Source organism: Streptomyces sp. WZ-12 (genome assembly GCF_028898845.1).
Taxonomy (GTDB): domain Bacteria; phylum Actinomycetota; class Actinomycetes; order Streptomycetales; family Streptomycetaceae; genus Streptomyces.
Window position 1 is genome coordinate 8,317,857 of sequence record NZ_CP118574.1, and the last position, 23,926, is coordinate 8,341,782.

The 23,926-nt window shown below is 70.0% G+C and carries 19 protein-coding genes; 1 reads left to right on the forward strand and 18 read right to left on the reverse strand.

Going from position 1 to position 23,926, the window contains the following annotated elements:
• Positions 1-246: 246 nt before the first annotated feature.
• The 16 genes from PV796_RS36475 to PV796_RS36550 form a co-directional block, all read right to left on the reverse strand.
• A complete protein-coding gene (locus PV796_RS36475) occupies positions 247-1,047 on the reverse strand; it encodes a hypothetical protein (protein ID WP_274918033.1) in 801 nt (266 codons plus the stop codon).
• 168 nt (positions 1,048-1,215) lie between these two features.
• Entirely contained in the window at positions 1,216-1,878 is a 663-nt protein-coding gene (locus tag PV796_RS36480) for a DUF4255 domain-containing protein (RefSeq protein ID WP_274918034.1), read from the reverse strand.
• 44 nt (positions 1,879-1,922) lie between these two features.
• A complete protein-coding gene (locus tag PV796_RS36485) occupies positions 1,923-3,254 on the reverse strand; it encodes a COG1470 family protein (protein ID WP_274918035.1) in 1,332 nt (443 codons plus the stop codon).
• Positions 3,251-4,444 (reverse strand): NADase-type glycan-binding domain-containing protein, encoded by a 1,194-nt coding sequence (locus PV796_RS36490; RefSeq protein ID WP_274918036.1) that lies wholly within the window; start codon positions 4,442-4,444, stop codon positions 3,251-3,253. Before PV796_RS36490 ends, PV796_RS36485 begins: the two co-directional genes overlap by 4 nt.
• Positions 4,444-5,019, reverse strand: a complete 576-nt coding sequence (locus tag PV796_RS36495; RefSeq protein ID WP_274918037.1) for a phage tail protein — start codon at positions 5,017-5,019, stop codon at positions 4,444-4,446. The genes PV796_RS36490 and PV796_RS36495 overlap by 1 nt, the downstream gene beginning before the upstream one ends.
• A 121-nt stretch (positions 5,020-5,140) precedes the next feature.
• Positions 5,141-7,096 carry a putative baseplate assembly protein gene (locus tag PV796_RS36500; protein WP_274918038.1) on the reverse strand — a complete coding sequence of 652 codons (1,956 nt, stop codon included), beginning with the start codon at positions 7,094-7,096 and terminating at the stop codon, positions 5,141-5,143.
• On the reverse strand, positions 7,083-7,553 hold the full coding sequence (locus tag PV796_RS36505) for a GPW/gp25 family protein (protein WP_274919365.1): 471 nt from the start codon (positions 7,551-7,553) through the stop codon (positions 7,083-7,085). Before PV796_RS36505 ends, PV796_RS36500 begins: the two co-directional genes overlap by 14 nt.
• 5 nt (positions 7,554-7,558) lie before the next feature.
• On the reverse strand, positions 7,559-7,849 hold the full coding sequence (locus tag PV796_RS36510; protein WP_274918039.1) for a PAAR domain-containing protein: 291 nt from the start codon (positions 7,847-7,849) through the stop codon (positions 7,559-7,561).
• Between the two features lie 45 nt (positions 7,850-7,894).
• Positions 7,895-9,694 (reverse strand): VgrG-related protein, encoded by a 1,800-nt coding sequence (locus PV796_RS36515; RefSeq protein WP_274918040.1) that lies wholly within the window; start codon positions 9,692-9,694, stop codon positions 7,895-7,897.
• Between the two features lie 48 nt (positions 9,695-9,742).
• Positions 9,743-10,438, reverse strand: a complete 696-nt coding sequence (locus PV796_RS36520) for a CIS tube protein (protein ID WP_274918041.1) — start codon at positions 10,436-10,438, stop codon at positions 9,743-9,745.
• Between the two features lie 84 nt (positions 10,439-10,522).
• Positions 10,523-10,960: a phage tail protein gene (locus PV796_RS36525; protein WP_274918042.1), complete on the reverse strand. Its 438-nt coding sequence runs from the start codon at positions 10,958-10,960 to the stop codon at positions 10,523-10,525.
• A gap of 41 nt (positions 10,961-11,001) precedes the next feature.
• A complete protein-coding gene (locus PV796_RS36530; RefSeq protein WP_274918043.1) occupies positions 11,002-11,571 on the reverse strand; it encodes a hypothetical protein in 570 nt (189 codons plus the stop codon).
• Between the two features lie 4,004 nt (positions 11,572-15,575).
• The gene (locus tag PV796_RS36535) at positions 15,576-15,737 is read right to left on the reverse strand and encodes a DUF6760 family protein (protein WP_274918044.1); all 162 of its coding nucleotides are present in this window, start codon (positions 15,735-15,737) and stop codon (positions 15,576-15,578) included.
• Complete coding sequence (locus PV796_RS36540) at positions 15,734-16,228, reverse strand: hypothetical protein (protein ID WP_376564195.1); 495 nt, start codon at positions 16,226-16,228, stop codon at positions 15,734-15,736. The genes PV796_RS36535 and PV796_RS36540 overlap by 4 nt, the downstream gene beginning before the upstream one ends.
• Positions 16,204-16,653, reverse strand: a complete 450-nt coding sequence (locus PV796_RS36545) for a phage tail protein (protein WP_274918046.1) — start codon at positions 16,651-16,653, stop codon at positions 16,204-16,206. Before PV796_RS36545 ends, PV796_RS36540 begins: the two co-directional genes overlap by 25 nt.
• Before the next feature lie 48 nt (positions 16,654-16,701).
• The gene (locus PV796_RS36550; RefSeq protein ID WP_274918047.1) at positions 16,702-18,333 is read right to left on the reverse strand and encodes a phage tail sheath family protein; all 1,632 of its coding nucleotides are present in this window, start codon (positions 18,331-18,333) and stop codon (positions 16,702-16,704) included.
• 447 nt (positions 18,334-18,780) lie between these two features.
• Here PV796_RS36550 and PV796_RS36555 point away from each other — a divergent pair, with 447 nt between their 5' ends.
• Entirely contained in the window at positions 18,781-20,982 is a 2,202-nt protein-coding gene (locus tag PV796_RS36555) for an ATP-dependent Clp protease ATP-binding subunit (protein WP_274918048.1), read from the forward strand.
• Here PV796_RS36555 and PV796_RS36560 read toward each other — a convergent pair.
• Positions 20,979-22,013 (reverse strand): hypothetical protein, encoded by a 1,035-nt coding sequence (locus tag PV796_RS36560; protein ID WP_274918049.1) that lies wholly within the window; start codon positions 22,011-22,013, stop codon positions 20,979-20,981. The genes PV796_RS36555 and PV796_RS36560 overlap by 4 nt on opposite strands.
• 224 nt (positions 22,014-22,237) lie before the next feature.
• Complete coding sequence (locus tag PV796_RS36565; protein ID WP_274918050.1) at positions 22,238-23,560, reverse strand: amidohydrolase family protein; 1,323 nt, start codon at positions 23,558-23,560, stop codon at positions 22,238-22,240.
• Between the last annotated feature and the right edge of the window lie 366 nt (positions 23,561-23,926).

Sequence of the window (23,926 nt, forward strand, 5' to 3'; positions counted from 1 at the left end):
TGGGATCGGGGTGTTGGCTTTCCCTCTTCGGTGACACCCGTGTGCCGAAGGTTGAACCGTTCCGGGTTCCTGATTCCTGGTTCCGGATTCCGGGTTCGGTGCGATGCTCGGAGCTCCGACGGATCAGGCGATCAACATCGGTTGACGGACAGTCAACTATCCTTGCTTGCACCGCACTTGCCGAAGAACGCGGGCGGGGTGAGCGGCGGAGGCCGCATAAGCGGTGAGCTGTATGCCTTGGTGCCGTCAGCGCTTCAGGAGGCCCGCAGGGGGTCCTCCGAGTTCCTTGTACTTCGCCAGCACGGCGTCGGAGAACTCTTCGCCGTACACCAGCCCGGTGAAGACCTCGGCGACGAACTCCAGGGGGTTTTGTTTCTGGACTGCGTAGAAGCTCACCTGTGCTTGGAGGTCCCCTGGTACGTCATGCGGAGACTCGCCGCACTTGTACTTCAAAAAGTCATCAGAATGCCGCGCATGGAGGATGTGTCCGATTTCGTGAATCGTGGTAGCGATGAACTGGTCCCGAGCGTATCGACGTTTGTCCTTCCTCTTGCCCTGTGCCCCAGCCGCAACTATGTGCGGCATTCCGTGGAGGTTTCCCGATGTGGGAACCCCGCCCCTGACGGTCTCTTCGGTGCCCTTCCTGATCTCTTGCGCTGCGGACTGGGATGGTGCGCCGAGGAAGATGTCCGGACTGGGGTTGCCGACAAAGGCGATGGCTCCCTCGCCTCCCCCTCCGGAAAGGATGATGTTGAGGTGTGACGGAAGGTCGGCGCCCGCATCCTTCACTTTCTTGAGCGCTTCACGTGCCATGGTCAACCGCTCCTCCCATGTGGGGTCAGTCGTGAGGTAGCTGACCGAAAGGGTGGTGCCGAGAAACTGCTCGTTGCGGGTGATGGAGGGGCGCGCCCACTTCTTCAGGCTCTCGTTCCACCTGTTTTGACGGAACGTCCGCTCCGCATGCATGGTGAGTTCCTGTTTGTCGTTCTTCGGTTTTGGTGTCCGCCAGTGAGGGGCGGCGGATTTCCTGTACTCGTAATCGTGCATCAAAATACCTTCAACCCGACGAGGCGTTCGAGATCGAGGAAACGGGTCATCTGACGATGGAATGACGGCCGCACATCGAGGAGTTGCCGCATCCGGCAGTGCCTGACGGCGGAGGGGCGGGGAGCGGATGGGGCTTGTGGGACGACCTCCCGCGGCCCGCTCGCCGTGTCAGCCGATCTCCTCGACGTTGCGGCGCGGTCGGGGGGTATCGCGGGCGCGGCCCCGGGTCGGGCTGCCGGGGCGGCCCTCGGGGGACCGGGGCACGTCCAAGTGGGCGGCCCGCAGGGTCAGTTCGCGGACCGGCTCGGCCTCCACCGGTGTGGCCGGGCGGGTGACCGGGACCGTCACCAGGAGATCGAGGACGGGGCGGGCCGGGGTGCCCAGGCCCGACCAGAGCTTTGCGGCCGGGGGCTCGGTCCCCTCGGGCGTCTCGCGGAGCTTCAGGGAGAGGGGGGCGCCCTTCGACGGATCGGGGTGCGGCGTCAGGTGCTCCGTGGCCACGCACCACTCCAACAGGGTGCCGAGCAGCCGGTGTTCGTCCCGGGGGCTGTGACCCCACACGGTGAGCGCGTAGCCGAGCCGGAAGTGGCGGGGCGGTCGGTGGTAGGCGACCACGACGCCGTGCTCATCGATGACGCTGGTATCGCCGGACTGCCGTTGGGCCGTGTCCTCCTCGACGCTGTGCAGGAAGAGGTTCACGCACAGTCCGGAACGCCGGGCGGCCCAGTCGGAGTTCGGGGTGTCGAAGACGACCTGTGCGTTGACCCCGTGCAGGGGGCCTTGTCGCAACTCCCTTTCAAGGATGTCGTCTACCTTCCGGACGATGCTCACTGGTCAGCTCCTGTACGGGCGGTGGGGGAGGGGCGGCGGGGCGCTCATGCGGACTTGTCCGGCTCGGCGTACGGCCCCTTGAGGGGGATCAGTTGGCCGACGACCACGGCGGTGGCGATGCACCCGGCCGCCGGCGGGGTCGGCGTGGAGCGGGTGGGACTGGTGGAGGGGGTGGGGGCGGGGCCGCCGGTCGGGGGCGTCGCCGTGCAGTCGACCCGCAGGGTGAGCTTCTCGTTCTCCGTCAGCGACAGCGGGGCCGGCGGGGTGTAGTCCTTGATGTTGTTGATGCCGGTGCTCTGCAACTGCTGCGCCCCGGCCGCGAGGAAGACCGTTGCGCCCTCGGGCCCCGACGCCGACAGCTGGACGGTCTTGATCTGCAGTCGGTATCCCTTGGCCACCTTGTACGCGGCGGCCGGCTCGTTCTTCCTGGTGTCGGCGGTCAACGAGGTTTGGAACGGCTTCTTCTTCAGCGCACCCGCCGCGTCCTTCTCCTGCTCCGCCTTCTCTTCGGCGTCCTTCTCCTGCTGCTGTTGCTGCTTTTCCTTCTCGGCTTCCTTCTTCTCGGCCTCCCGCACGGCTTCCATCTGTGAGGGGCCCTTGGCGGACTCCGTTTGGGCACCGGGTTTCTTGCCGCCGAGCGGGGAGATCCACACCGCCGCGCACGCGATCGCCACGGCGCTGAGCACGATCAGCGCCTTGAGGGCCGGCTTCGGCAGGAACGGGCGCTGCCGATGGACGTACGAGACGGTGCATTCCTGCCCCTGTTCCCAGCCGACGCGGACCCCGATCTCCCAAGGGGTCGCGGTGCCGGTGAACGTCGGGGTGACCACCCGCACCCCGAGGCTGACGCGGGCCCGTTCGCCTGCCTTCAGCGTCAGTCGGCTGCGCCGCAACTTCGGGCGCAGCGGCGCCTTTTCGTCCTCGGGCGCCGCCCGCAGCCGTACCGCCGTCGTGGCATTGCCGGTGTTCTCCAGCACGATCAGGTTGCTGCTCCACAGCACCCCGAACACCCGGGGCCGCGCCAGTTGCGGCTCGATGTCGTGGAACTCGCCGACGGAGATGACCGCTTCGGGCACGGCTACCGCATGCGGGTCCTCCACCGAGGCGACATGCACCGCGAACGTCAGCGGGCCGGGTGCCAGTTCGCTGTCCCGCGGGAGGGTGAGGGGGATGTTGATCTTCTCGTGGTTGCCCGGGTAGACCGGGACCCGGCCGAGGTCCGACTCGGTGTCCGGCCAGTCAGCGGGCGGTCCGAGCAGTCGCAGTCGGTAGGCGTCCACGATCCGGCTCTCGTTCCACACCCGCAGATGGACGGTGAGCGAGCTGCCGGGCCTGATCACGTCCTCGGGAGCGATCAGTTCCGCCCGTACGCTCATGATGCCTGCCGGCTGAAGAACTGGATCTCGGCCATGGCGACGGGCATGCGCGGCTTCAGCCCGGGGTTGACCGCCGCGATCCGCACCTCCAGCGCGGTCACGCCGTCGATGCCCAGGTCGAAGCGCTGGGGTCCTGGCTGGTCACCGAGATTGATGGTCTTCTCCACAACTCCCAGGTCGGTGGTGGTCGCGGTCACCGTGATCTTCGTCGGTCGACCGGCCTCGAAGAACTGACCGGGCGTCTTCGACGCACCGTTGACGATGACGAGGGAGGTCAGCCGGAACGGTGCCTGGAATGTGGCCGTCCAGTATTCGCCGACCACGTCCTGGCCGCTGCCCTGCGGCGCCCATGCCTTGTTGTCGACACCGTCGGACGCCAGGTCGGGACCGAAGCCCTTGGCGGAGCTGGAGGCGGAGACGGACTCCGGCGCGACCATGTGCTGGGCCAGGAAACGGTCCTTGACCAGTGGCACCGCACGCTCCGCGGCGGCAGCGACGCTGCCCATCGAGACCCCGGCGACCAGGCACACCGGCAGCGCGGCGAGCAGGACGTTCCAGCGGCGGTCCCAGTGCCACACCTCGGGCCGTTCCACGTACTCCTGGCGCAGCCGTTCCCAGCGGGTGGGCACCGGTGGCTCGGGCTCCGGGCGCAGCAGGGCGCCGCAGGGATGGCAGTACGTCCGGGACTCCGCGTTGGGCTCCCGGCACTCGGGGCACAGCAGGAGGTGTGACAGGTCGATGGGTGGTGTGTCCGCGACCGCGTGAGTGTGCTCGTACGGTGCGGTCTGCAGGACGAGTTCGCCGGTGATGACCCGGGGGTAGGCGGCAGTGGGCTCCGGCACGGGCGCGGCGTATCCGGGGTAGTCCGACCAGGGCGCGGCGGCCGGGGACGGCTCCAACACCCTGGCGTCGGCGGGCGGGGCGGGCTCCGGGGGGCCGTTCCACGGCTGGGGCCGCGCCGTCGGCGGGGCGGGTGGCGAGGTCGGTTGCGCGAAGAGCGGGTCGGGCCCGGTAGCCGGGGCGGGCTCCGGCCGTACCGCCCGGTTCCGGCCGGTGGTGTCCCACCCCAGATATGCGCCGCACGAGACGCAGAACATCTCGCCCGGGTAGGCCACCACCCCACAACTGCCGCACATGTCCCGCTCGTCGGGCTGATGCCAACCCCGGTGGCCGGACGAGGCCGATCCCATCAGCGGCCACCTCCTGGTGCGTGCGGTGCACTCAGCGGGTCCGCGTCGTCCGCCACGGCGACCTCGGCCGTGACATGGGCCGGGAGCCATTCCCGTACGAGCTCCACCACGTCATCCACCACCCACGGGCGGTCCGCCGCCGTGCCGTGCGGGAGCAGTACCCGCACGCGGACCCAACTCCCCGCCGGCACCGGCACGGAGGGGTCCTCGGGGCCGGCCGAGCAGTGCGTACCGCCGGATTCGGTGAGCTCCAACCGCCCGCCCAGTACGTGCCGGACGAGCAGTTCGAGCCCGGTCCGGGTGCCGCGCAGGCCGTGCAGCCGGTGGCCGAGGAGCAGCGCGTTGCGCCGGCCGACGGTCCCCACGCAGGCGGGCAGCGAGGTGTTGGTCCACCCCAGCATCCAGGCGACGAAGTCATCGGGTGCGGTGTGCGGGCTGAAGTAGGCGTCCAGGCAGTCGAGCGCGGTGATCAGCGGGGCCAGGGCGTCGTCGAAGCCGGCGATGAACCGGTCGGCGAAGTGCCCCTGCCGGTAGCTCTCGGGCAGGATCGCGCGCAGCGACCGGCTTCCGGGCACCAGCGGTGGCAGGGGAGGTGCGGAAGCGGCCGGCGCCGGCGGTGCGGGGGGTGGTGACGGCAGTCTTTCCATCGTTCTCGTCGCGTCTTCCCGTTCTCTTTTCGTGTGGACGTCCGGCCATCTAGCGGTTCTTCACGGCCACTTGGTGGCGGAAGGAGAGGAACAGCGTCGCCGGACCGACCTCGATCCGGTCGGTGGGGGCCTGCCGCTCGCCCGTGCCGAGGTCGGCCGGGTACATCTCCAGCTTGGCCACCGACTCGACGCCTTCGCAGCGCGCGCTGACCGCGTACAGATCGCTCAGCCGCAGCGCCCGCCCCAGTGGCCAGCCCGAGCGGCGCTCGCCGCCGGGCGCGGACGGCAGCGGACTCAGGCACTCGTACAGCGCGCGCAGCACCCGCTCCCGGACCTCCTGCCGGTCCGCGCCCTTGACCGCCTCCACCTCGGCGACGACCGTCACCCCCTGGTACCCGGGGCCGCTGACGGACACCGACACCCCCAGCGGACGGGCCGCTTCCACGGCGCGGGCGGCACCGGTCAGCAGTGCCTCGGAGGGCACCAACGCGCGCCAACCGTCCTCGTCGCGCACGTCCGCTACCTGAGGGACGATCAAAATCCTTACCAGCCCGGCGCGTTCGGAGCCGGCCGGCTCGGCCACGCACTCGATGCGGCCCGCCTCGCGGCAGGCCGCCGCCGCGATCGACTCGTAGTCGCGGGCGGTCACGGCCCGGTCCCGCGTGCGCAACCAGTGCCCGGCCCGCCGCCGGACGTTCTCCAGCGACTCGGCGTCCACTCCGCCGGTGGCGGGGCCACGGTTCGCCACCCGGGAGACCAGCGCGACCGGGGTGCGCAGCACGGTCAGGGTGCCGGCGGCCACATTGCCGGCTCGGCCACCGCCGCGCCGGTAGGAACCCGCCGTGATCCGGGCGCCGATCTCCGGCACCGCACCGTACTGGCGCATCTCCCCGTGCGGCTGCCGCACGGACGGGCCGAACCGCACGGTGCCGCTCACCTCGTCCACCGTCGCGTGCCGGTCGGTCGGCGAGGAGTCGGCGAACGAGGGGACCGCCCGCCACACCTGCCGACCGCTCTTGGTCTCCACCGACACCGTGCGCAGCGACCCGGCGGCCACCGGGGTGCGGTGGAGCGCGAAGGACTGCCCCGGTGTGCCGTCCGAGACGCCGAGTTCGTCGCGCGGCACGGTCTCGCCCTCCACCGCGTCGGTGGTCCCGCCGAGGGTGTACGCCTCCAGGGCGCCCACCGTGGGGGAGGCGGAGTACGCCGGTCGACCGGGCCCGGCCTCGGTGACCCGGCAGCGCAGCCAGCCCGCGCGGCGCCGCCCGATGAGTGAGGCGGTATGCCCCTCGGGCAGGTGCAGCACGATCTCCCCGGGCCGGTTCAGGCCCCCCGTCCCGTCGCTCTCGACCTCACAGGCCACCCAGCCCTCCCCGCACCACGCCTCCCAGACCCGCGGCGGACGGCGGGGGTCGACACCCACCCCGTCCAACCGGCAGTCCACCCGCAGCGCCACCGCGCACCGCGGGGCTGCCTGCGACAGGCCGACCAGCAGGGTGTCACCGGGCGCCGGCGGCTGCGCGAAACAGGTCACCGGCTCGCCCGCCAGGAAGCGTTCGGTGACCAACTCGGGCGGCTGCGCGGCCGACGCCGTGCCGATCTGCCCCAGCGCGGTCGAGGCGATCTGCAACTCCCGGTCGACGGTGAAGACATGGGCGGGCGCGCTACCCGTGCGCGGCGTGGCCACCTCGGTCCCCACCGGTACGCGGAGGTCGGCCTCCTGCGGAGCGGAGAGGTGGAACGTCAGCTCGGTACGGGCGGCTTGAGGAGCCGTCAGCTGAACGCCCAGGAGATCCAGGAACTCCAGGTGGACCTTCTCGGGGACCCGGTTGAGCCGGTACGACAGTTGGTCGACCATCTGCGCGAACGCCTCGATGAGCGCCACACCCGGGTCGGAGACGTTGTGATCGGTCCACTCCGGGCAGCGGCGTTGGATGAACCGCTTGGCGTCGTCGACGAGGTCCTGGAACCTGCGGTCATCCAGGTGGGGGCTAGGCAGCGACATCGTCTTCCCTCCTCGACGCCGGCAAGGCGTCGAGTTGCTGATCGAGGTGCGCTCCCGCGCCGTCGTGGGCGGGGATCACGTAGAACGGATGGACCAGATTGCGGCGGCTGTTGGTGCCGGCCAGGCGGTACCCGACGTGGATGTCCAGGACCTCCTGGTGCTCGGCGGCCTGCACCACGCGCACGTCCTCCACCGTGATCCGCGGCTCCCAGCGCTCCAGGGCCCGCCGTACCTCGTGCGCGATGGCACCGCTGGTGGACGCGTCGAAGGAGCCGAAGACCCGGTCGCGGATGGCGCAGCCGAACTCCGGCCGCATGGGCCGCTCGCCCGGTTCGGTGCCCAGGACGAGCCGGATCGCCTGCTCCACGTCGGCGGAGCCCTCGGCCATCGCCACCCCGCCGGACGGGCTGACACCCAGGGGGAAGGCCCAGCCCCGGCCGATGAAGAAGTCAGACACGGCGCTCAACCGCTGATCACGACGGTCGGGCAGCCGGCCACGATCATGCCGCCGCAGCCGAGGGTGTCGCCCATCGCCGCGGCCGGCATGCCGCCGATCAACACCTTGCGCACGGCGACGACCGGAACCGGCGGGATCGGCGGTATGTGGACGGGCCCCAGGCAGGTGGCCAACGCACCGGCCACGGCGGCCGGTTGACCGCCTATCAGGACGTTGGCCGCCATCGGCGGACCCGTCACCACTCCGGCCGCGGCGCCGTGCGCGGTCGGATCCCCTATGCGTGCGGCAGCAGGCATGGTCGTACACTCCTCTCTACGGGGTCAACACCCCCTAAAATAAGGTCAGTTGATCTTTACGAGGGCGGCCGATATCTCGGCGAGGGCGCTGCCCGAGACCTTCATCTTCGCGGCGGCGCTGAGCTGGACGTCGGTACCGGAGAGTTCGACCTTGGTTCCGGAGAGCTGAAGGCCCTGCTGGGCGCTGACCGTGACCTTCTGGCCCTTCAGCTCCAGCGGTGCCTGCCCCGCGTCCACGGTGATGCCGTGCTTGGCGGAGATCTCCACACTGCCGTCGCTGTGCACCGAGATCAGCGTGTTGTGCTGGTCCAACTGGAGCCGGAGCTTGCCGTCGCCGGTGATCAGGGTGGCCCCCATGCCCGGGCTGCCCGCGTCCAGCAGCTCCAGTCGGTGCCCCTCCTTCGAGGCGAACGACCGCCGGTTGGTCTTGCCCTTGCTCTTGTCGACCAAGTCAAGCTGGTGGGTGGCGAGTTGATCGACACCGTTGTAGAGCCCGCCCAGCACGTACGGTCGGTCCAGGAAGCCGTCCTCGAAGCCGACCAGCACCTCCTCGCCCACTTCCGGCAGTACGACGCCGTGACCGCCGCTGCCGCCGAGCTGCACCGTGCGCGCCCAGTCGCTCGTGTAGTCCGGGTCCAGCCACGGCAGTTGCACCTTGACCCGGCCCCGTTTCTGCTCGTCCTTGATGTCGACGACCTTGCCTGGGTGCAGCCCGTGGAAGCGGCGCAGCCCCGCCTCGCCGTCCCCGGGGCGACCGACGCGGAGCCGGTCCGCCCCCTCATCGACCGTGACGGACGTCAAGTAACCCGATTCCGGGTGGTATTCATGGCAGACACCGGTCACGGTGTAGCGCCCCTGGAACCGTGGGCCCAACCCGCCGAGGGTCACCGCGGACCCGAGCCGCAGCCGCGGCTCGCCCCGGACGACCGCCCGCAGCCGGGTCAGCCCCGCGCTCACCTCCTGCGCCATGACCTCCGCGACCTGCTCGACCTCGTGCTGGGTGCCGCGCGGCAACCTCGCCAGCAACAGCGGTTCCCCGCGTACCGCACCCGGCGCCGCCCGCCACGCCACGTCCCGCCGCTGCGACCCTTCCGGCTTCCTCCGCGCGGCGAAGGGCTCCTTGCGCTCGGGGTCCCAGGCGCGCACCGCCACCTCGGTCACCTGCTCGCGCAGGGACGCCACGGACGACACCTTCACCAGGTTCTCGCCGAATTCCAAGGCGTAGGGGCTCTGCCGGGACGGGGTGCCCTTCGCCGGCCCGTCCGCGGCTCGTGTCGGCCGGGCGAAGTGCAGCTTGCCTTCCCGGAAGAACAGCTCGCACCCGTTCTCCCGGGCGAGGTGGGCCAGGAAATCCCAGTCGGACATGGCCGGTTGGGACAGGAACGGGTACTTCGGCCCGGTGCGGTCGACGGTTCCGGTGGGCACCCCCGTCAGCTTCGCCACTTCCTCGACGATCTCCCCGGCCGACATCTGGTGATAGGCGAGGACCCGCACGCCGCGCCGCAACCGGTGCGCGTGATCCTCGGCGCGCACCACGGTGAACACCCCGCCGCCCGCCGCCCCGGCCTCCGCCGACGCGCGGGTCTCACAGTCGGTCACCTCGCCCTCGAAGAGTGCGTGCCCGCCGTCCGCGGCAAAGGCGGTCAGCCGCACCGTGCTGCCCAGGTCGATGTCACCCCCGGCCAGGAGTGCGGCCCCCTGCGGGCCCCGGAAGCCGAGTTCGGCGGAGGCCGAGGCGCGGCCGTTCTCCTCCACGCGCGCCCAGGCGAGGGCGGTGTCACAGGCGGGCGGCAGGCGTCGGCCGTTGATCCAGATGCCCAGTCCGGCCGTATGACGTCCAGTCATGTTCGTGCGCAGTCCTCTCGGTTGGCCAGACAGCCAGTCGTTCGACGGTCAGTGGTTGTCGGCGGCGCCTGGCAGCAACAGGACCTGGCCCGGCTCGATCTTCGATACGTCGGTGATGCCATTGAGCTCGGCGATCGCGCGGTACTGCGTCGACCCGGTACTGGCGAAGGCGACGGACGGCAGCGAGTCGCCCCGAACGACCACATGCGACCGCCGCGACGAGGGAGAACCAGACGTCGGGTTCTGCCCCGCCGTCGTCATGCCGATCTCCTCCAGGGTGATCTCACACACCGCTCGCAGCGGTTCGCCGTCCGCGGAGAAGCGGGTGTACGTCGCCTTGACCCCGCTGAGGAACGCGACGAAGGACACCGACTCGAAGCCGCCCCAGCGGAACCTGACCCAAGGGGGCGAGGGGCGGTCGTCGAAGCGGCTGCCCTCGGTGGGCGTGCAGCAGCCCAGCAGCGTACTGACCCGGGCGTCCACCGACTTGCCCTTGGTGTCCTTGGCATCGAGCACCACGGACATGGCGAGCACCCGCGGCCGACTGCCGGTGAACTCCGGTACCGAAGTGTGTTGCGCCAGCCGGGCGTTGTGCCGCGCCCAGGACACCTCCTTGACCAACGAGAGTTCGGCCGGGTTGAACTGGAACTCGATCTGGTCGGTCAGCCCGCCCGGCCCCGACTGCCCGCCGGTCGGCGGCGCATAGATCTCCAGGGTGGCCTTCACCATCTTCTTCTCCGGCATGGCCCCTCCTTCTTGTCCTTCTTGCTCGTGCTGCTCGCTCGTACGGGGTGCAGGTGCGCTCACACCTGCGGGAATTGGGGCGGACTACGCGCCGCCCTGGCGGAAGAAGCCGCCGTGGACGAACTCGATCTCCTCCGTGGCGATGCCGGCACTGCCGGCGTCCAACGTCGGCCCCCGCCACGCCACGGGCACCACGTCCCGAAGCTCCCACTGGGCCACCACCTCGCCGTTGGTGCCCAGGCAGGAGATCTGGCCGGTCAACCGGTCCGGCCTGCGCACCGACTCCTGGACCCACTGGCACAGGTCGACGTTGGTTGCGGCCACCGGACGGGTCACCACCAACGGCGCATATCTGATACGGGTGTTGAGGTAGACCGGGGACTCGTTGATCCCGCCCTCGACGACCTCGTCCACCTCCACCGACAGGGCCAGCCCGCTGCACCGGGTGAAGTACCCGAGGTCCATGCTGTCGATCGTGAGCGAGAACCGGTTCACCGTTATCGCCGTCGGGTCCTTGGGCATGATGTGCCTGGACCTCCTTTCCGTTGGTTGTGAAGGGAGACTCAGCGGCCTTCGAGGTCTGTGTCCGTGCCCGGCGCCTTGGTTTCCGCCTGGAGAATCCCGGGAGGAATGCCCCAGTCAGGCGGGGCGGTTGGGGCCCCCGTGCTCGCCGTCGGTTCGGTAGCCAGCGTCGAGGAGACGTCCGCGGCACGGCCGCGCGGCTCGGGCGCGTGCGCGCCGATCCGCCGGAAGACGGGGTGACCGGTGGCCGCTCCGTGGTTCTGCCGGCTCTGGTCCGGACCCCACTGACCGTCCGGCAGCCGTTCCCCTGCCCGTTCCCGTTCCGGCCACCGGTTGCTCTGGTTCCCCGGAACGGTCCCGGGCCGGGGCGGTGCGAACGGCATCAGGGCCCAGGCGCAGGGCAGCGCATCGGGCATCGAGAGCCGGGCGGCTCCACCGTGTTGGACGGTGGTGAGGTCGGTGGACGTGGTGGTCGTGGTGTCGGTACGGCGGTTGGTGTGGGGGTCGGCATGAACGGGGGCCGTGTGGTGGGGAGTTGTGGCGGGGAGAAGGGGCGCCGGGGTTGACGGCCGCCAGGGCTTCGGAGCGGAGAGCGCGTCACCCGCAGGCACGTGCCCCTCCGGTCGTGGTGTCGGGGGCGCGGCCGGGTCCGCAGTGACCGCAACGGCCTGGCGCGGCAGGTCGGTCGCTGCCTCAGCGGCAGCGGGGCCGGCCTGCTGACGCCGAGCCTTCGTCGGCACCGGAGTCCACGCGCTCGCGTCGCCCGATGTCGCCGAGCGCAGCGGTACTGGCTCTTGCCAAGGCGCCGCCGCACGACCGGGCCCCGCCACCGGCCGGGAATGCAGCGGCGCCGCTGGCGCACTGGCAGGCGGACGGACGCTGACCTCTGCCGACTCCCCGACCTCACCGTGGGCCGTACGCCGAGGCGGTCGCGCTGCCTGCGCCGAGTCTGGGGGGCCAGGCTCGACGGTAGCTGGGGGCTTCGACGCACGGGACGCCCCCGCGTCGGTTCCTCGCGTTGACCGTGCCGAAGGGGTCTGCGGTGGGGTGTCTTGGCTCCCTGCGGGCGGGCGTTGATCCGGAGTGGTGTCGCCTGTGCCGTCGGTGGCACGCGGGTCGAGTCCGGCCTTGGCGGTGGCCGAGAGGACGCCCTGCCCGACCTGATGGGCCTCGGGTCGGTGCCGATGACCCGGTCCCGTCCGCTCCTGTGCACTGGGGGCGTGAGCGAGGGAGTCGGCGCGCGGGGTGGCGCGCGCCTGGCTGGACCCAGACGGCCCGGCTTCAACGAGCCCGGACGCGGCGGGGGTACGCCCCTCGGTGCGCGTGCCGGGGGCGGGTGTGGTGCGGGCGTCGGCTGGTGGCCGCCCGCGTGTGGCTCGGCCGGCGTTCGCACCGGACGACGGAGCCAGCGGCAGGCCGCCCGGGCCGCATGATGCGGGGCGGTGCACGTGGAGGGGCGCCGCTGCAGGGGCCCCCGCTGGCGATGCGTACGGGGGTGTGGGCGCGGTGGGTTGCGTGCTGTCGCCGTTGACGTGGTGCGCAATGCCGGTGGCCCGGGGGAAATCCGGAGCCTGTGCGCGGTCGGTGCCTCGGCGAAGGCGCGTTCCGTGATCGGCCTCCGAACCTCGGGCCTCAGGAGTACCGGTTGAGGAAGGGTGTGCCTGTGCCGCCGGCACGGCGGTCCCGGAAGGCGTGCTGCTGTCGCGCCGGCCGCGTGGCGGGAGTTGAGGTTCGGCGTGCGTGCCATCCGGGGCGCGCCGGGCTTGGAACGGTCGCGTCCGCTGACCGGGAGCCTCTGGGGCACGTCCCCGGGGCGCCCTGTCATGGGCGGCGGGAACGCCGTGGTGCTCGGGCGCGGTAGTCGAGTTGTCTGTGGAGAGTGGGTTGTCCTGTTGGCCGTCGGGAACGGCGCCCGTGTCCGGCGCGGTGCGAGCCGTCCCTGAATGCCGGTCAGGTCGCCCGGACTTCTTGGCGAGCGGGAGACGTCGCGCGGCGTGGTCCGCGAGCTCCGGTGTCTGTGGGGGCGCGGCCTGGCCGTCCCTAGGTGCCTTGGACAGGCGGCCGGGCATGGCCGTCTCATCGGCGGCCGAAGCCGCACGGGTCGGGGCCGCGTTCGGGTTCTTGGCCCGAGTGGGTTGGGCCGCGGGTGAGGGACGGGCGTTGACGATTTCGGTGGCGCCGGTCACCGGCTCAGACGTGCCGCTCAGGTGCGGGCCCGTGACCGATGCGTCGTCGGCCGTGGGCAGGTTCCGGGGCGTTACGGGATGTTGCTCGGCGCGCACCTGCGCCTGCTCGGCCGGCCGGGGACCGCGGTCGTGCGATGCCGCGGCATCCTGTGCAGGACGTGCCTTTGCCCCGGCAGGGCCCGCGCTGCGGGAGTTGTGCGTTCCGGGGTGCTGGATGAGGGGAAGCTGCTCCGGGGTCGGGCGCGCGGGCTGATCCGTGTGCAGAGGCACGTCCCGGCCTGCCGCCGGGGCGGGACCGACCGCGACGGTGGTGGACGACCCCTCGCCGGAGGCGGCCGTATGCCATGTCTGCTCGGGGAAGCGGTCAGCCCCTCCAAGGGCCGGCTCGGTCGTGGTCGCGACGTGTGACGGGGCGCCGATGGCTGTGGCCCGGCTGTCGACGGCCTGTTCGTCGGGAGCCGTCGGTGCGGCACCGTTGGCCGACGTAGCGGGCTGCCGGTCGTCGAGTCGCGGCGCCGCTGCACGCGATTGCCCTCTCGTGGCAGGGGCGTGCACCGGGTGTTGGCCGACGGACGCGGGAGCGGAAGGGGGCGCGCTGCACGACTCGGCGACGTCTTGCGACGCGGCCGTGCTCGGGGCACTCGGGGAGATGGGGCGCGCGTCCAATGCGCCGCCTGCGGGAACGCCCGTGGTTTCGGGGGGAGTTGCGACGTCCGATGGCGTGGAGCCCTGCCGGTATGGGGGCATGGGGGTGCCAGCCAGGGCCTCTGTGGTACCGCTGGGTGGGCCGGCAGGGATGCGCTTGCTGACTGTGGGGGCTTGCTCGTGGTCGTTCCGGTCGCCAGCGGCAACCGCGGTGCGGGCGGTGCGGGCGAGGTGCCGCTGGGCGCGCACCGGCTTCGACGCACTCGCACTCGTCGTCCGCTCCGGTGCCTGGTCGGGACGTTCGACCGTGTCCAGACGGGCAGGGGGTGCCGTATGACCGCGCACGGAAGCGGTTTCCGGGGAAGTCGCCCCCGGTGCGGTCGGCCGGGACTGTTGACTGCTCGCCGCGTCGGGCTCGGCTACCGGGCCGATGGATGCGGCGACTTGCCGGTCCCAGGCACGCGCGTGCTCAACGTGCGCTTGCCCCGTGGACGAGGCGGGCATACCGGGAGGGTTGGGGGACGCGGCTCGCTGGGGCGCCCGAGGCGCCGGGTGCGCCGATGCCGTGACCCGTCGCGGTGCCGCGGCTGCGGACGCCTCGGTGGGACCCGGGGTGTCGGCCGCTGCCGCAAGGCCGGCGGCGGCCGTTCCGGTCACCGGCTCCTCGGCACGGGCCCGGGACGGTTCTCCGGTCCCTACCGGCGCCGGGGTGGAGGCCGCGTCGCGTGCCGGGGAACCGGGCGGGTGTGCGGCCGTCGAGGCGGTTCGGGACGGCGTCAGGTCGGGCGTGGACGGGGCGGCGTTGGCGAACGTTGGACCGTCGACAACAGCGATGGATTCGACTGCCGTCGATTCCGAAATCGGTTCCGGCTGCGGAGCGGGCGGCAACTGCCGCCCCTCTGACGGCTGCGCCGGCCCGGTCCTGCGATGTCTGCGTAGCCGAGGGGCGAGTGTGGTCCGGGCCCAGCGCATGAGCGGCTGTCGGGTACCCGGCGTCCACACTGCGCCGGCGGCGGGGGAGGGCGAGGACGAAGGAAGGGGAGACGGAGCGGGGTGTACCTCGTTGAGACATTCAACTGGCTGATTGGGCAACGGTGTTGTCGTGGTCGATCGTGCGAGGAGGTCCGGAACGCGGGGCTCCCGAGACGGGGAGACGAAGGCCGGGGCGCTTGTTGCCTCCTCTCGTTGGACACCGCCCTCGACGGCCGCGAGCGGGGTTTCCCCGGGCAGCACCGGGGCGGAGTCGTCATGCCCCGCGGGACGACGGGATGGACGAGAGCTCTTGCCACCGGGCCTGAACCGACGACGTCGGCCTCGCACGCCCGGCTCCGGACGGCTCTCCGCGGAGCGTACGGTCGTCGCGGAAGCCGGATCGGCCCCGGCCTCCCCCGCCTCCCCGGACTCCTCCTCCCGCCGCGGCCGCCAGTACAGTTGGGCTGCCGGATGGCGCGTGCGGAGCCCCGTCGTGTCCCACAGCCCTGCCGCTGCCCGGAGTGCTCTTGGCGGATTGGTGTCGATCAGCGTGGTCAGCTCACCGGCGATCCGGTGGTCCTGCCAGGCGACCAGGTGCTCGACTGTCCGCCGGACCCCGGTGATCGTGCCCAACTCGCCTGCACTGACCGGACAGATCGGCTCAGGCAGCATCACCGGGGGTGTTGGTTGCTCCGCGGCACCGGCCGTCACCTGGGCTGCGTGCACCGCGCCGGTGTCGGCCGGCACGGCCGTCGCTCGGGCCCCGCCCGTAGCCCGGTCGTTCGACCGGAAGAACCGGTGCGGCATCGTCCTCAAGTCCCCTCCGCAAGACGTTGGTTGATGGTGGCGATCTGACTGAGGTAGCTGCGCCGCTCGACGTGGTCCAGGTCGAGCAACTCGCCGTGTGGCCAGTGGAAGTGGTAGGCGATGTACGCGATCTCGGAGCGCAGGTCCTTGGCCGCGTACGTTGTCATTCCCCCAGGCGGCTCCCCATGTCCACGTCGAACTCGTGGTGGCACTCGGGGCACACCGTTGACGCGAGCGCCGTGCCATCGGTGTTGATCTTGCTGTAGAACTTCTGCAGGAAGGCGAGGTCCACGGCGAAGAACTGCTCGACGACGTCGGCGTCGACGTTCGTCAGCGTGCCGAGCCGGGTGATCAGTCGGCCCAACAACACCACTGACAGATAGGCCGGGTTCTCGCGGACCCGCATGTCGCTGAGCGGGATGAGCTCGTCGCGGGCCGTCGAGAGGCGCATGGTGCCCTCGCGATGGACCACTCCCTGCTTGTCCACGTAGCCGCGTGGCAGGGTGAAGGGGAATTCCGTGCGGAGGGGCGCAGGATTGCGCTCGGGTCCTGCGCCCCCGCTCACGGGCGTGGGCGCGTTGGCCGAGAGTCCTGACGGGGATGTCTGCGGCCCTTCAGCCACGCGCCCGCGCCTCACGAGATCTTGACCTCGTCGCACTCAAGGACGAACGTCTCGTCCACCGGGTTCTCGTTGGTGACGTCGAGGTCCCCGGGCGTCCAGGAGCTCACCCATGCGCCGACCAGGTTGACGGTGATCTTGTCGCTGCCCTTGTCGGCCGGGGCGAACACGATGCTGGCGTTCACCTTCTCGCAGTTGGCCGGGTCCGTCGCCGCGTTCTTCAACCAGGCGGTGAGCTTGTCGCTCTTCGCCATGCCCCGAACGAGCGTGATGCTCGGGGGAGTCAGGCTGCCGGCGTACTTCTGCGTCTTGATCTGGCCCTGGCCGTTCGTGGTCTTCACGAGGACGGGCTCGACCCGAATCTGCAACCCCGAGACCCGCTTGAGGGTTTCGAGCTGGACGCCGTCCATCTGGAACGTGAAGGAACCGGTCCGGAAGATGTGACCGTTGTTCTCAGCGGGCATGGAAATTACTCTCGCTTTCCGTCAGGGATTGGTTGGGCGTGAGGTGGACTACTCGCCGGAGGAACCCGACGCCGAATCCTGTGCGATGCGGAACACCACGAACTCGGCCGGCTTCACGGGCGCCACACCGATCTCGCAGATGATCTGCCCCGCGTCGATGACCTCGGGCGGGTTGGTCTCCGCATCGCACTTGACGTAGAAGGCCTCTTCGGGCGTGCTGCCGAAGAGGGCACCGCTGCGCCATTCGTTGGTGAGGAACGCGGTGATGTTGCGACGCACCGTGGCCCACAGCCGCTCGTCATTGGGCTCGAAGACCACCCACTGCGAGCCGAGGTAGACCGACTCCTCCAGGTAGTTGAAGAGGCGTCGGACGTTCAGGTAACGCCAGGCCGGATCGCTGGACAGGGTGCGCGCGCCCCACACGCGGATGCCGCGTCCGGGGAAGCTGCGGATGCAGTTGACGCCCGCGGGGTTGAGCTGCTCCTGCTCGCCCTTGGTGACCTGGACGCCCAAGTCGAGGGCACCGCGCACCACCTCGTTGGCGGGAGCCTTGTGCACGCCGCGGGCCTCGTCGTTCCGGGCCCACAGTCCCGCGACATGGCCGGACGGAGGCATCAGGAAGCCCTTGCCGGAGACCGGGTCGGCGACCTGGACCCACGGGTAGTACAGGGCGGCGTACTTGGAGTCGAAGCCCGCTTCGTTCTGGCGCCACTCGTACACCTCGGACGGGCCCATGTCCGGCAGCGGGTCGAGGATGGCCATCCGGTTGGCCATGTTCTCGCAGTGGTTGATCATGGCGAGCTGGATGGCCTTGACCTGCTCGCGGCTGACCGCACCGCGCTCGTACGCCGCCATCAGGTCGGGGGCGACGACCATGGTCACGTCGTCGATGGCTTCCAGGCCCGACAGCCCCGAGCGGTCGTTGACCTTGCCGACGTAGCGGCCGACCACGTCCTGGGTGGCGACCCCGGCCGCGGCGGGTTCGGCGGGCAGCGCCAGGGTGGTGGAGTCGGGCAGCGCCAACGCCGCGCCGGTGGTCCTGGCCTCGTCCACGGTCACGAACTTGGAGCGTTCCTTGACCTGGGTCACCACGTAGACGGGCGACGCCTTGTCGGCGGAGACGTCGAAGGTCTCGGCGGTCGTGCCGTCCACCTTCACCGCGAAGGTGAAGAGATCACCGGCGGCGGTGTCCGGTGCGCCGTCGTCACCGTCCTTGGACGCCGCCTTCGCCTTGTCCGCGGCGCTGGTCGCCCCCGCGGCCCGCTTAGCCTTCGGGTCGGCCGGCTTGCGCTGCACATCGACCGAGAGATCGCGTCCGGCGGCGGCCGGCAGGGCTGCCACCCGGAAACCGCCGAGCACTTGGGCGGGGGCGGCGCTCACGGATGCGGAGCCCTCGACGGCGTCGCCGCCCGCCGACTGACCGCCGACCCGCACGACGTAGCAGGTGCCACCGCCATTGGCGAAGTAGCCGTAGACGGAGTGCGCCAGATAGGAGTCTTCCTGGAAGTCACCGAAATTCTTGGCGAACTGGCTCCAGTTGGTGATGCGAACAGGCTCGTTGAGCGGCCCCTGTTCGGCGAAGCCGACGAACGCGGCAACCGCGGTGGCCACGCCTTCCACCGGCCGGGAGCCGCCTTCGGTCTCTTCAACGAACACACCTGGAGACAGATAGGTAGCCATCCAGCGCTCCTTCTCGTGAGTTGTCCCGATGGGGAATCGATATCGCGTCCCGCGCTTTCCTCAGGTCCCTCCGGAAACCTTCCGTAGGGAAAGGGGGAGTGCGGGTCATCCGCCAGTGCTGGGGAATAGATGTCTCTTACCGTGCGGCGGGCTCATTGCCGGGCTTGAGCAGCGGATTCTGATGAGGATCATCGTCGCTGCCTCAGCACCGTGTCAATCGAATGTGGCGTTCCTGGGAGATCCCCCGTCATGTGTCATCCGTGGTCCGTGACCGGTCCACTTTTGGCCGACGGGAAAGCGTGCGATGCGGAAGGCGGTTGAATGTTGGAGGGTCAACTAAGGGAAAAATCAATCGACTTTCTGCCTCGGTGCGGATGCCGGTCGGCTCGGAGAATGGCTGGTGTACGCGCGAGTGCGCACTGGTGATGGAGCTTGAGGAGGACGGCGATGGTCACCCCCGATCCGGAGGGCACGTACAAGGCGTTGGAGAAGTTCGGTACGGATTTCACTGCGGCGGCTCGTGAGGGCAAGTTGGATCCGGTGATTGGGCGGGATCAGGAGATTCGGCGGGTGGTGCAGGTGTTGTCCCGTCGTACGAAGAACAATCCGGTGTTGATTGGTGAGCCGGGTGTGGGCAAGACCGCGGTGGTGGAGGGGTTGGCGCAGCGGATTGTGAAGGGGGATGTGCCGGAGTCGTTGCGTGACAAGCGGTTGGTTGCGTTGGATTTGGGGGCGATGGTTGCGGGGGCGAAGTATCGGGGTGAGTTTGAGGAGCGGTTGAAGACCGTTTTGGCGGAGATCAAGGCCAGTGATGGGCAGGTGATCACGTTCATTGATGAGTTGCACACGGTGGTTGGTGCGGGTGCTGGTGGGGATTCGGCGATGGATGCGGGCAACATGCTCAAGCCGATGCTGGCGCGGGGTGAGTTGCGGATGGTGGGTGCGACGACGCTGGATGAGTACCGCGAGCGGATCGAGAAGGATCCGGCGTTGGAGCGGCGTTTTCAGCAGGTGTTGGTGGCGGAGCCGACCGTTGAGGACACGGTGGCGATCCTGCGGGGGTTGAAGGGGCGTTACGAGGCGCACCACAAGGTGCAGATCGCCGATTCGGCGTTGGTGGCCGCGGCCACCCTCTCCGACCGCTACATCACCTCCCGTTTCCTGCCGGACAAGGCCATCGACCTGGTCGATGAGGCGGCTTCCCGGCTGCGGATGGAGATCGACTCCTCGCCGGTGGAGATCGACGAACTCCAGCGCTCGGTGGACCGGTTGAAGATGGAGGAGCTGGCGCTCAAGAACGAGACCGACGCCGGCTCGGTGGCGCGGCTGGAGAAGCTGCGCAAGGACCTGGCGGACAAGGAGGAGGAGCTGCGTGGGCTGACCGCGCGGTGGGAGAAGGAGAAGCAGTCCCTCAACCGCGTCGGTGAGCTCAAGGAGCGGCTGGACGAGTTGCGGGGGCAGGCGGAGCGGGCCCAGCGCGACGGCGACTTCGACACCGCCTCCCAACTGCTCTATGGCGAGATCCCGGGCCTGGAGCGGGAGTTGGCGCAGGCCGCGCAGGCGGAGGCCGAGCAGGAGGCGGCCAAGGAGTCGATGGTCAAGGAGGAGGTCGGCCCGGACGACATCGCCGACGTGGTCGGCTCCTGGACCGGCATCCCCGCCGGACGACTGCTGGAAGGCGAGAGCCACAAGCTGCTGCGCATGGAGGAGGAGCTGGGCAGGCGGCTGATCGGTCAGGGCGAGGCGGTCCGCGCGGTCTCCGACGCGGTGCGCCGCACCCGTGCGGGTATCGCTGATCCGGATCGGCCCACCGGCTCCTTCCTCTTCCTTGGTCCCACCGGGGTGGGCAAGACCGAACTGGCCAAGGCGTTGGCCGACTTCCTCTTCGACGACGAGCGGGCGATGGTCCGCATCGACATGTCGGAGTACGGCGAGAAGCACAGCGTGGCCCGCCTGGTGGGCGCGCCTCCTGGTTACGTTGGGTATGAGGAGGGTGGTCAGCTTACGGAGGCGGTACGTCGTCGTCCGTACAGTGTGGTGTTGCTCGATGAGGTGGAGAAGGCGCATCACGAGGTCTTCGACATCTTGTTGCAGGTGTTGGATGACGGTCGGCTCACGGATGGTCAGGGGCGCACCGTCGACTTCCGGAACACCATCCTCATCCTGACCTCCAACCTCGGCTCCGCTTTCCTGATGGATCCGTTGCTGAAGGAGGAGCAGAAGAGGGAGAAGGTGCTGGAGGCGGTGCGTGCCGCCTTCCGTCCGGAGTTCCTCAACCGGCTTGATGATCTGGTGGTGTTCCATCCGTTGGGCACTGATCAGCTTCAGCGGATCGCGCGGATTCAGTTGGACCACCTGCAGCGTCGCCTGGGCGACCGCCGGCTCACCCTGGACGTCACCGACCGCGCGCTGACCTGGCTCGCGGAGAACGGCAACGAGCCGTCGTACGGAGCCCGTCCGTTGCGCCGCCTGATCCAAACGGTGGTCGGTGACAGCCTCGCCCGCGCCATCCTCGCCAGGCAGATCGGCGAGGGCGACACTGTGCATCTTGACTCCCAGGGTGGTGAATTGCTGCTCCGCGCGGATGCGTTCCGCTCCTCAGGGGTGGGTCTTCGCGCAACGGGCAGCGAAGAACGGGGAAAGCCCTAGACCCAGACGGCGTGATCGTCGGGTGTGTCCCGACCACCCGCCGTCGAGTGCGGACCGGTCAGAGCGCTGGGCGCGGCGTAGGTGATCGGCACCGAGGCGAAGACGTCTTGGAAGTCCTGGAGCTTGGCGGTAGCGCCGTCGGAGCTGGACCAGCCCAGTCCGTCCATGGTGAGTTCCTTGTGTGCCTGGCCGCGCGCCCAGGCGGCCAGTGCGCGCGGGCGCTTGTCCCACTCGATCCGCACTCGGAGGTCGGCATGGGTGTCGAAGACCGTGGCGCCCTCGGGGTAGGTGAAGTTGTCGGAGCGTTCATGTCCGCTGTTGTGGCTGAAGCCCGTTGTGGTCTCCCGTTTGTATGCGACTCCGGCGTTCGCGGTGCCGCCCGGAAGCCCGAGGCCCATCTGGGTGCCGGCGGCGCCGCTGGCTGTGAAGGTGGGGCCGGTGGTCCGGCCGTGGGACTGCGTGAGACCGCTGTTCGAACTCCAGGCGTGTCCCATGCCGGCCTTCGCCAGGTCGGTGACGCGGGAGGGTTGTTCCGCCAGGTCCAGTGAAACCCGGACTCGGCACTGGTAGCTCCACGTGGCGCTGCTGCCCTTCAGTACGGGCAGTACGTATTCACCGGCGCCGACGAAGCGCGCAGCCTTGGCTGCCAGCCGATCCGGCGCCAACTCCTCGGCGAGCAGGGCATAGTTGACCTTGTTCGTCTGGAGGGCCTCCGGGAGGGCGGCGTGGACCATTTCGAAGAGGGTGGGCACAACTCCCAACTGCAGCACCACGCTCCCAGGTGGCAGTGGCCGCCCCTTCGCCGCCACTGCCTGGGCTCCCTTGCCGCGGAGAGCCTCGAACCGTGCCTGGTGGTTGCGCTGGCGGATCTTCTCCTGCTGACGGGCGAACAGCCCGCCGACGGTGTGAGGAGACGCCGGCTGCTGGGTATGCGAGAGCCAGGTTGTCGGAGGGGCGGCCGCAGCAGGCCGTACGGGCTGCCGGCCGTCCTGGAATCGCCGGATTTTCTGTACAGGTTCGCTCTGGGGCATGGGTACCGCCATACGCTCGCTAACAGTCGTCAGAGAAAAGCTGTATCAGTCCTGATTTGTCCTCGTCGTCGGGCAAACGTTGACGGAGATGCGCCGCTCGGCTACGCGCGGGGGTCCTTCTGTCTGGCGGTGAGGGGGCGGGCATCCGCCGACACCACTGTGGGCGGGCCCCAGGCCCGCCCACAGTCACTGCCGCCACAGCAGCCAGGCAGCCACGCCCCCCATCAACGCGCCCGTCGCCCCTCCCTGAACACGGCCCGCACCTCACGAAGCGCGCTGAGGTCGGGGACCAATTCGCCGGCCACCGCGAGCAGATCGGCATCCATGCCCTGAGCGATCCGGCCCTTGCGGTGTCCCAAGCCGCAGGCGGCCGCAGCCTCAACGGTCGCGGCACCCAGCGCCTGCACAGGCGTCATCCCCAACTCAACGAGGGCCGCTATACCGTACGGAAGAACATCATGCGGCTTGTCCGGCGCGGTGCCCGCATCGCTGCCGGCAACCATCCGAGCCCCAGCGCGATGCAGTCGAGCGCGTACCGCGCGTACACCGTCCGCGCACGCCAGCGCAGACGCGGAGACCGGACGAGCCCCGGGCAGACTGCCGACCGTGGTTCCCACGAAGACCCCCCGCTCCGCGACGCTGCGGAGGGCCAACAGGTCGGCGTCGACGCCTGTTTCGCTCAGGAACGTCGCATGCTCCAGACTGTCGAAGCCCGCCGCGAGCGCGTCGACGACGGACGCCCCTGGATGCACGTGCGCAGCCGCCGGCAACCCCAGTTGGTGCGCCTCCTCGACGGCCGCCCGCAGCTCGGCGAACCCGTACTGCGGCAGATGCGCCGCGCTGCCTGCCGTCAGCATCCCGCCGCTGGCCATCACCTTGACCACGGAGCAGCCCCGTTCATGGCGCTCACGCACCGCGGCCCGGACGGCTTCGACTCCCGCGGCCTCGCCCCCGAGGAAGTGACAGTGCCCGCCCGGCGTGGTGATCGGCGGCCCGGCCGCGACGATGTGCGGACCCGGCCGAACCCCGTCGGCGATCTCCTGGCGCAGCGCCAGTGACAGGTATCCACGGTCACCCAGGTCGCGCACGGTGGTGATGCCGGCGCGCAGCGCCCTGGCCGCGGCGTCGCGCATGCGCGCCAGCAGGGTGGAGTCGTCCGCCGCCACCAGCCGGGCCACCACATCGGAACTCGCGTCGAACGCCAAATGGACGTGGGTGTCGATCAGTCCGGGCAACAGCCAGGTGTCCGGACCCAAGTCAACGAGCTCGGCCTCGGTCGGGGGAGCGGCCCCGGTGGTGTCCACATCGAGAATCCGACCCTCTTGGATCAGGACCATGCCCGCTCCCAGGACTGTGCGGCCGTCGAAGACGTGGCCCGCGCGTACGGCCTGAAGTCGGCAATCCGTCATCGTTCTTCCTTCGCGGAACTGTGAATTTCCTTGCGGCGCCTTGGGATTGCGCAAAGGCCGACCACCACACGGCGCAGCAGGCCCCGATACGCGGACGGCGGCGAGCCGCAACTCATCGGCGGCCGTCCAGTACGCCATCGCGCGGATTGCCCGAGCACCGCGCCGTGGGCAACAAAGCCCACGCCCGAGGACCGCCGTGTTCTCCCCGCTGAGAGCTTCCGTACGAGTCCCATCATGGGGGCGAAACGCGCGCAGCGGGAGTGACGAAAGCCCTCTCCGAAAGTGGACACTTCCGCGACCATCCCGACGCGGTCAACAGCTCGCCACGGCACCACGATCGGCACGGTGCCTGCCCACCGCCTCCGCCGCCCCTGCCGCCCTCGCGCCGGCGCCGCCCTGGAGCGGTCGCTCCGTCCGACCCCTCTCCGGCCGACCGGGCCAGGCGGGTCAGCGTGGGCGGTCGATCGCCGGTTCCTTCGCAGCAGGAGCCCCCGGGTGGGTTGC

Bases quoted from the DNA above. Each gene is read 5' to 3' on its own strand.
- PV796_RS36475 (WP_274918033.1), bottom strand. From the start codon at position 1,047: ATGCACGATTACGAGTACAGGAAATCCGCCGCCCCTCACTGGCGGACA.
- PV796_RS36515 (WP_274918040.1), bottom strand. From the start codon at position 9,694: ATGACTGGACGTCATACGGCCGGACTGGGCATCTGGATCAACGGCCGA.
- PV796_RS36490 (WP_274918036.1), bottom strand. From the start codon at position 4,444: ATGGGATCGGCCTCGTCCGGCCACCGGGGTTGGCATCAGCCCGACGAG.
- PV796_RS36565 (WP_274918050.1), bottom strand. From the start codon at position 23,560: ATGGCGTACTGGACGGCCGCCGATGAGTTGCGGCTCGCCGCCGTCCGC.
- PV796_RS36510 (WP_274918039.1), bottom strand. From the start codon at position 7,849: ATGCCTGCTGCCGCACGCATAGGGGATCCGACCGCGCACGGCGCCGCG.
- PV796_RS36560 (WP_274918049.1), bottom strand. From the start codon at position 22,013: ATGCCCCAGAGCGAACCTGTACAGAAAATCCGGCGATTCCAGGACGGC.
- PV796_RS36520 (WP_274918041.1), bottom strand. From the start codon at position 10,438: ATGCCGGAGAAGAAGATGGTGAAGGCCACCCTGGAGATCTATGCGCCG.
- PV796_RS36500 (WP_274918038.1), bottom strand. From the start codon at position 7,096: ATGTCGCTGCCTAGCCCCCACCTGGATGACCGCAGGTTCCAGGACCTC.
- PV796_RS36535 (WP_274918044.1), bottom strand. From the start codon at position 15,737: ATGACAACGTACGCGGCCAAGGACCTGCGCTCCGAGATCGCGTACATC.
- PV796_RS36485 (WP_274918035.1), bottom strand. From the start codon at position 3,254: ATGAGCGTACGGGCGGAACTGATCGCTCCCGAGGACGTGATCAGGCCC.
- PV796_RS36525 (WP_274918042.1), bottom strand. From the start codon at position 10,960: ATGCCCAAGGACCCGACGGCGATAACGGTGAACCGGTTCTCGCTCACG.
- PV796_RS36545 (WP_274918046.1), bottom strand. From the start codon at position 16,653: ATGCCCGCTGAGAACAACGGTCACATCTTCCGGACCGGTTCCTTCACG.
- PV796_RS36550 (WP_274918047.1), bottom strand. From the start codon at position 18,333: ATGGCTACCTATCTGTCTCCAGGTGTGTTCGTTGAAGAGACCGAAGGC.
- PV796_RS36555 (WP_274918048.1), top strand. From the start codon at position 18,781: ATGGTCACCCCCGATCCGGAGGGCACGTACAAGGCGTTGGAGAAGTTC.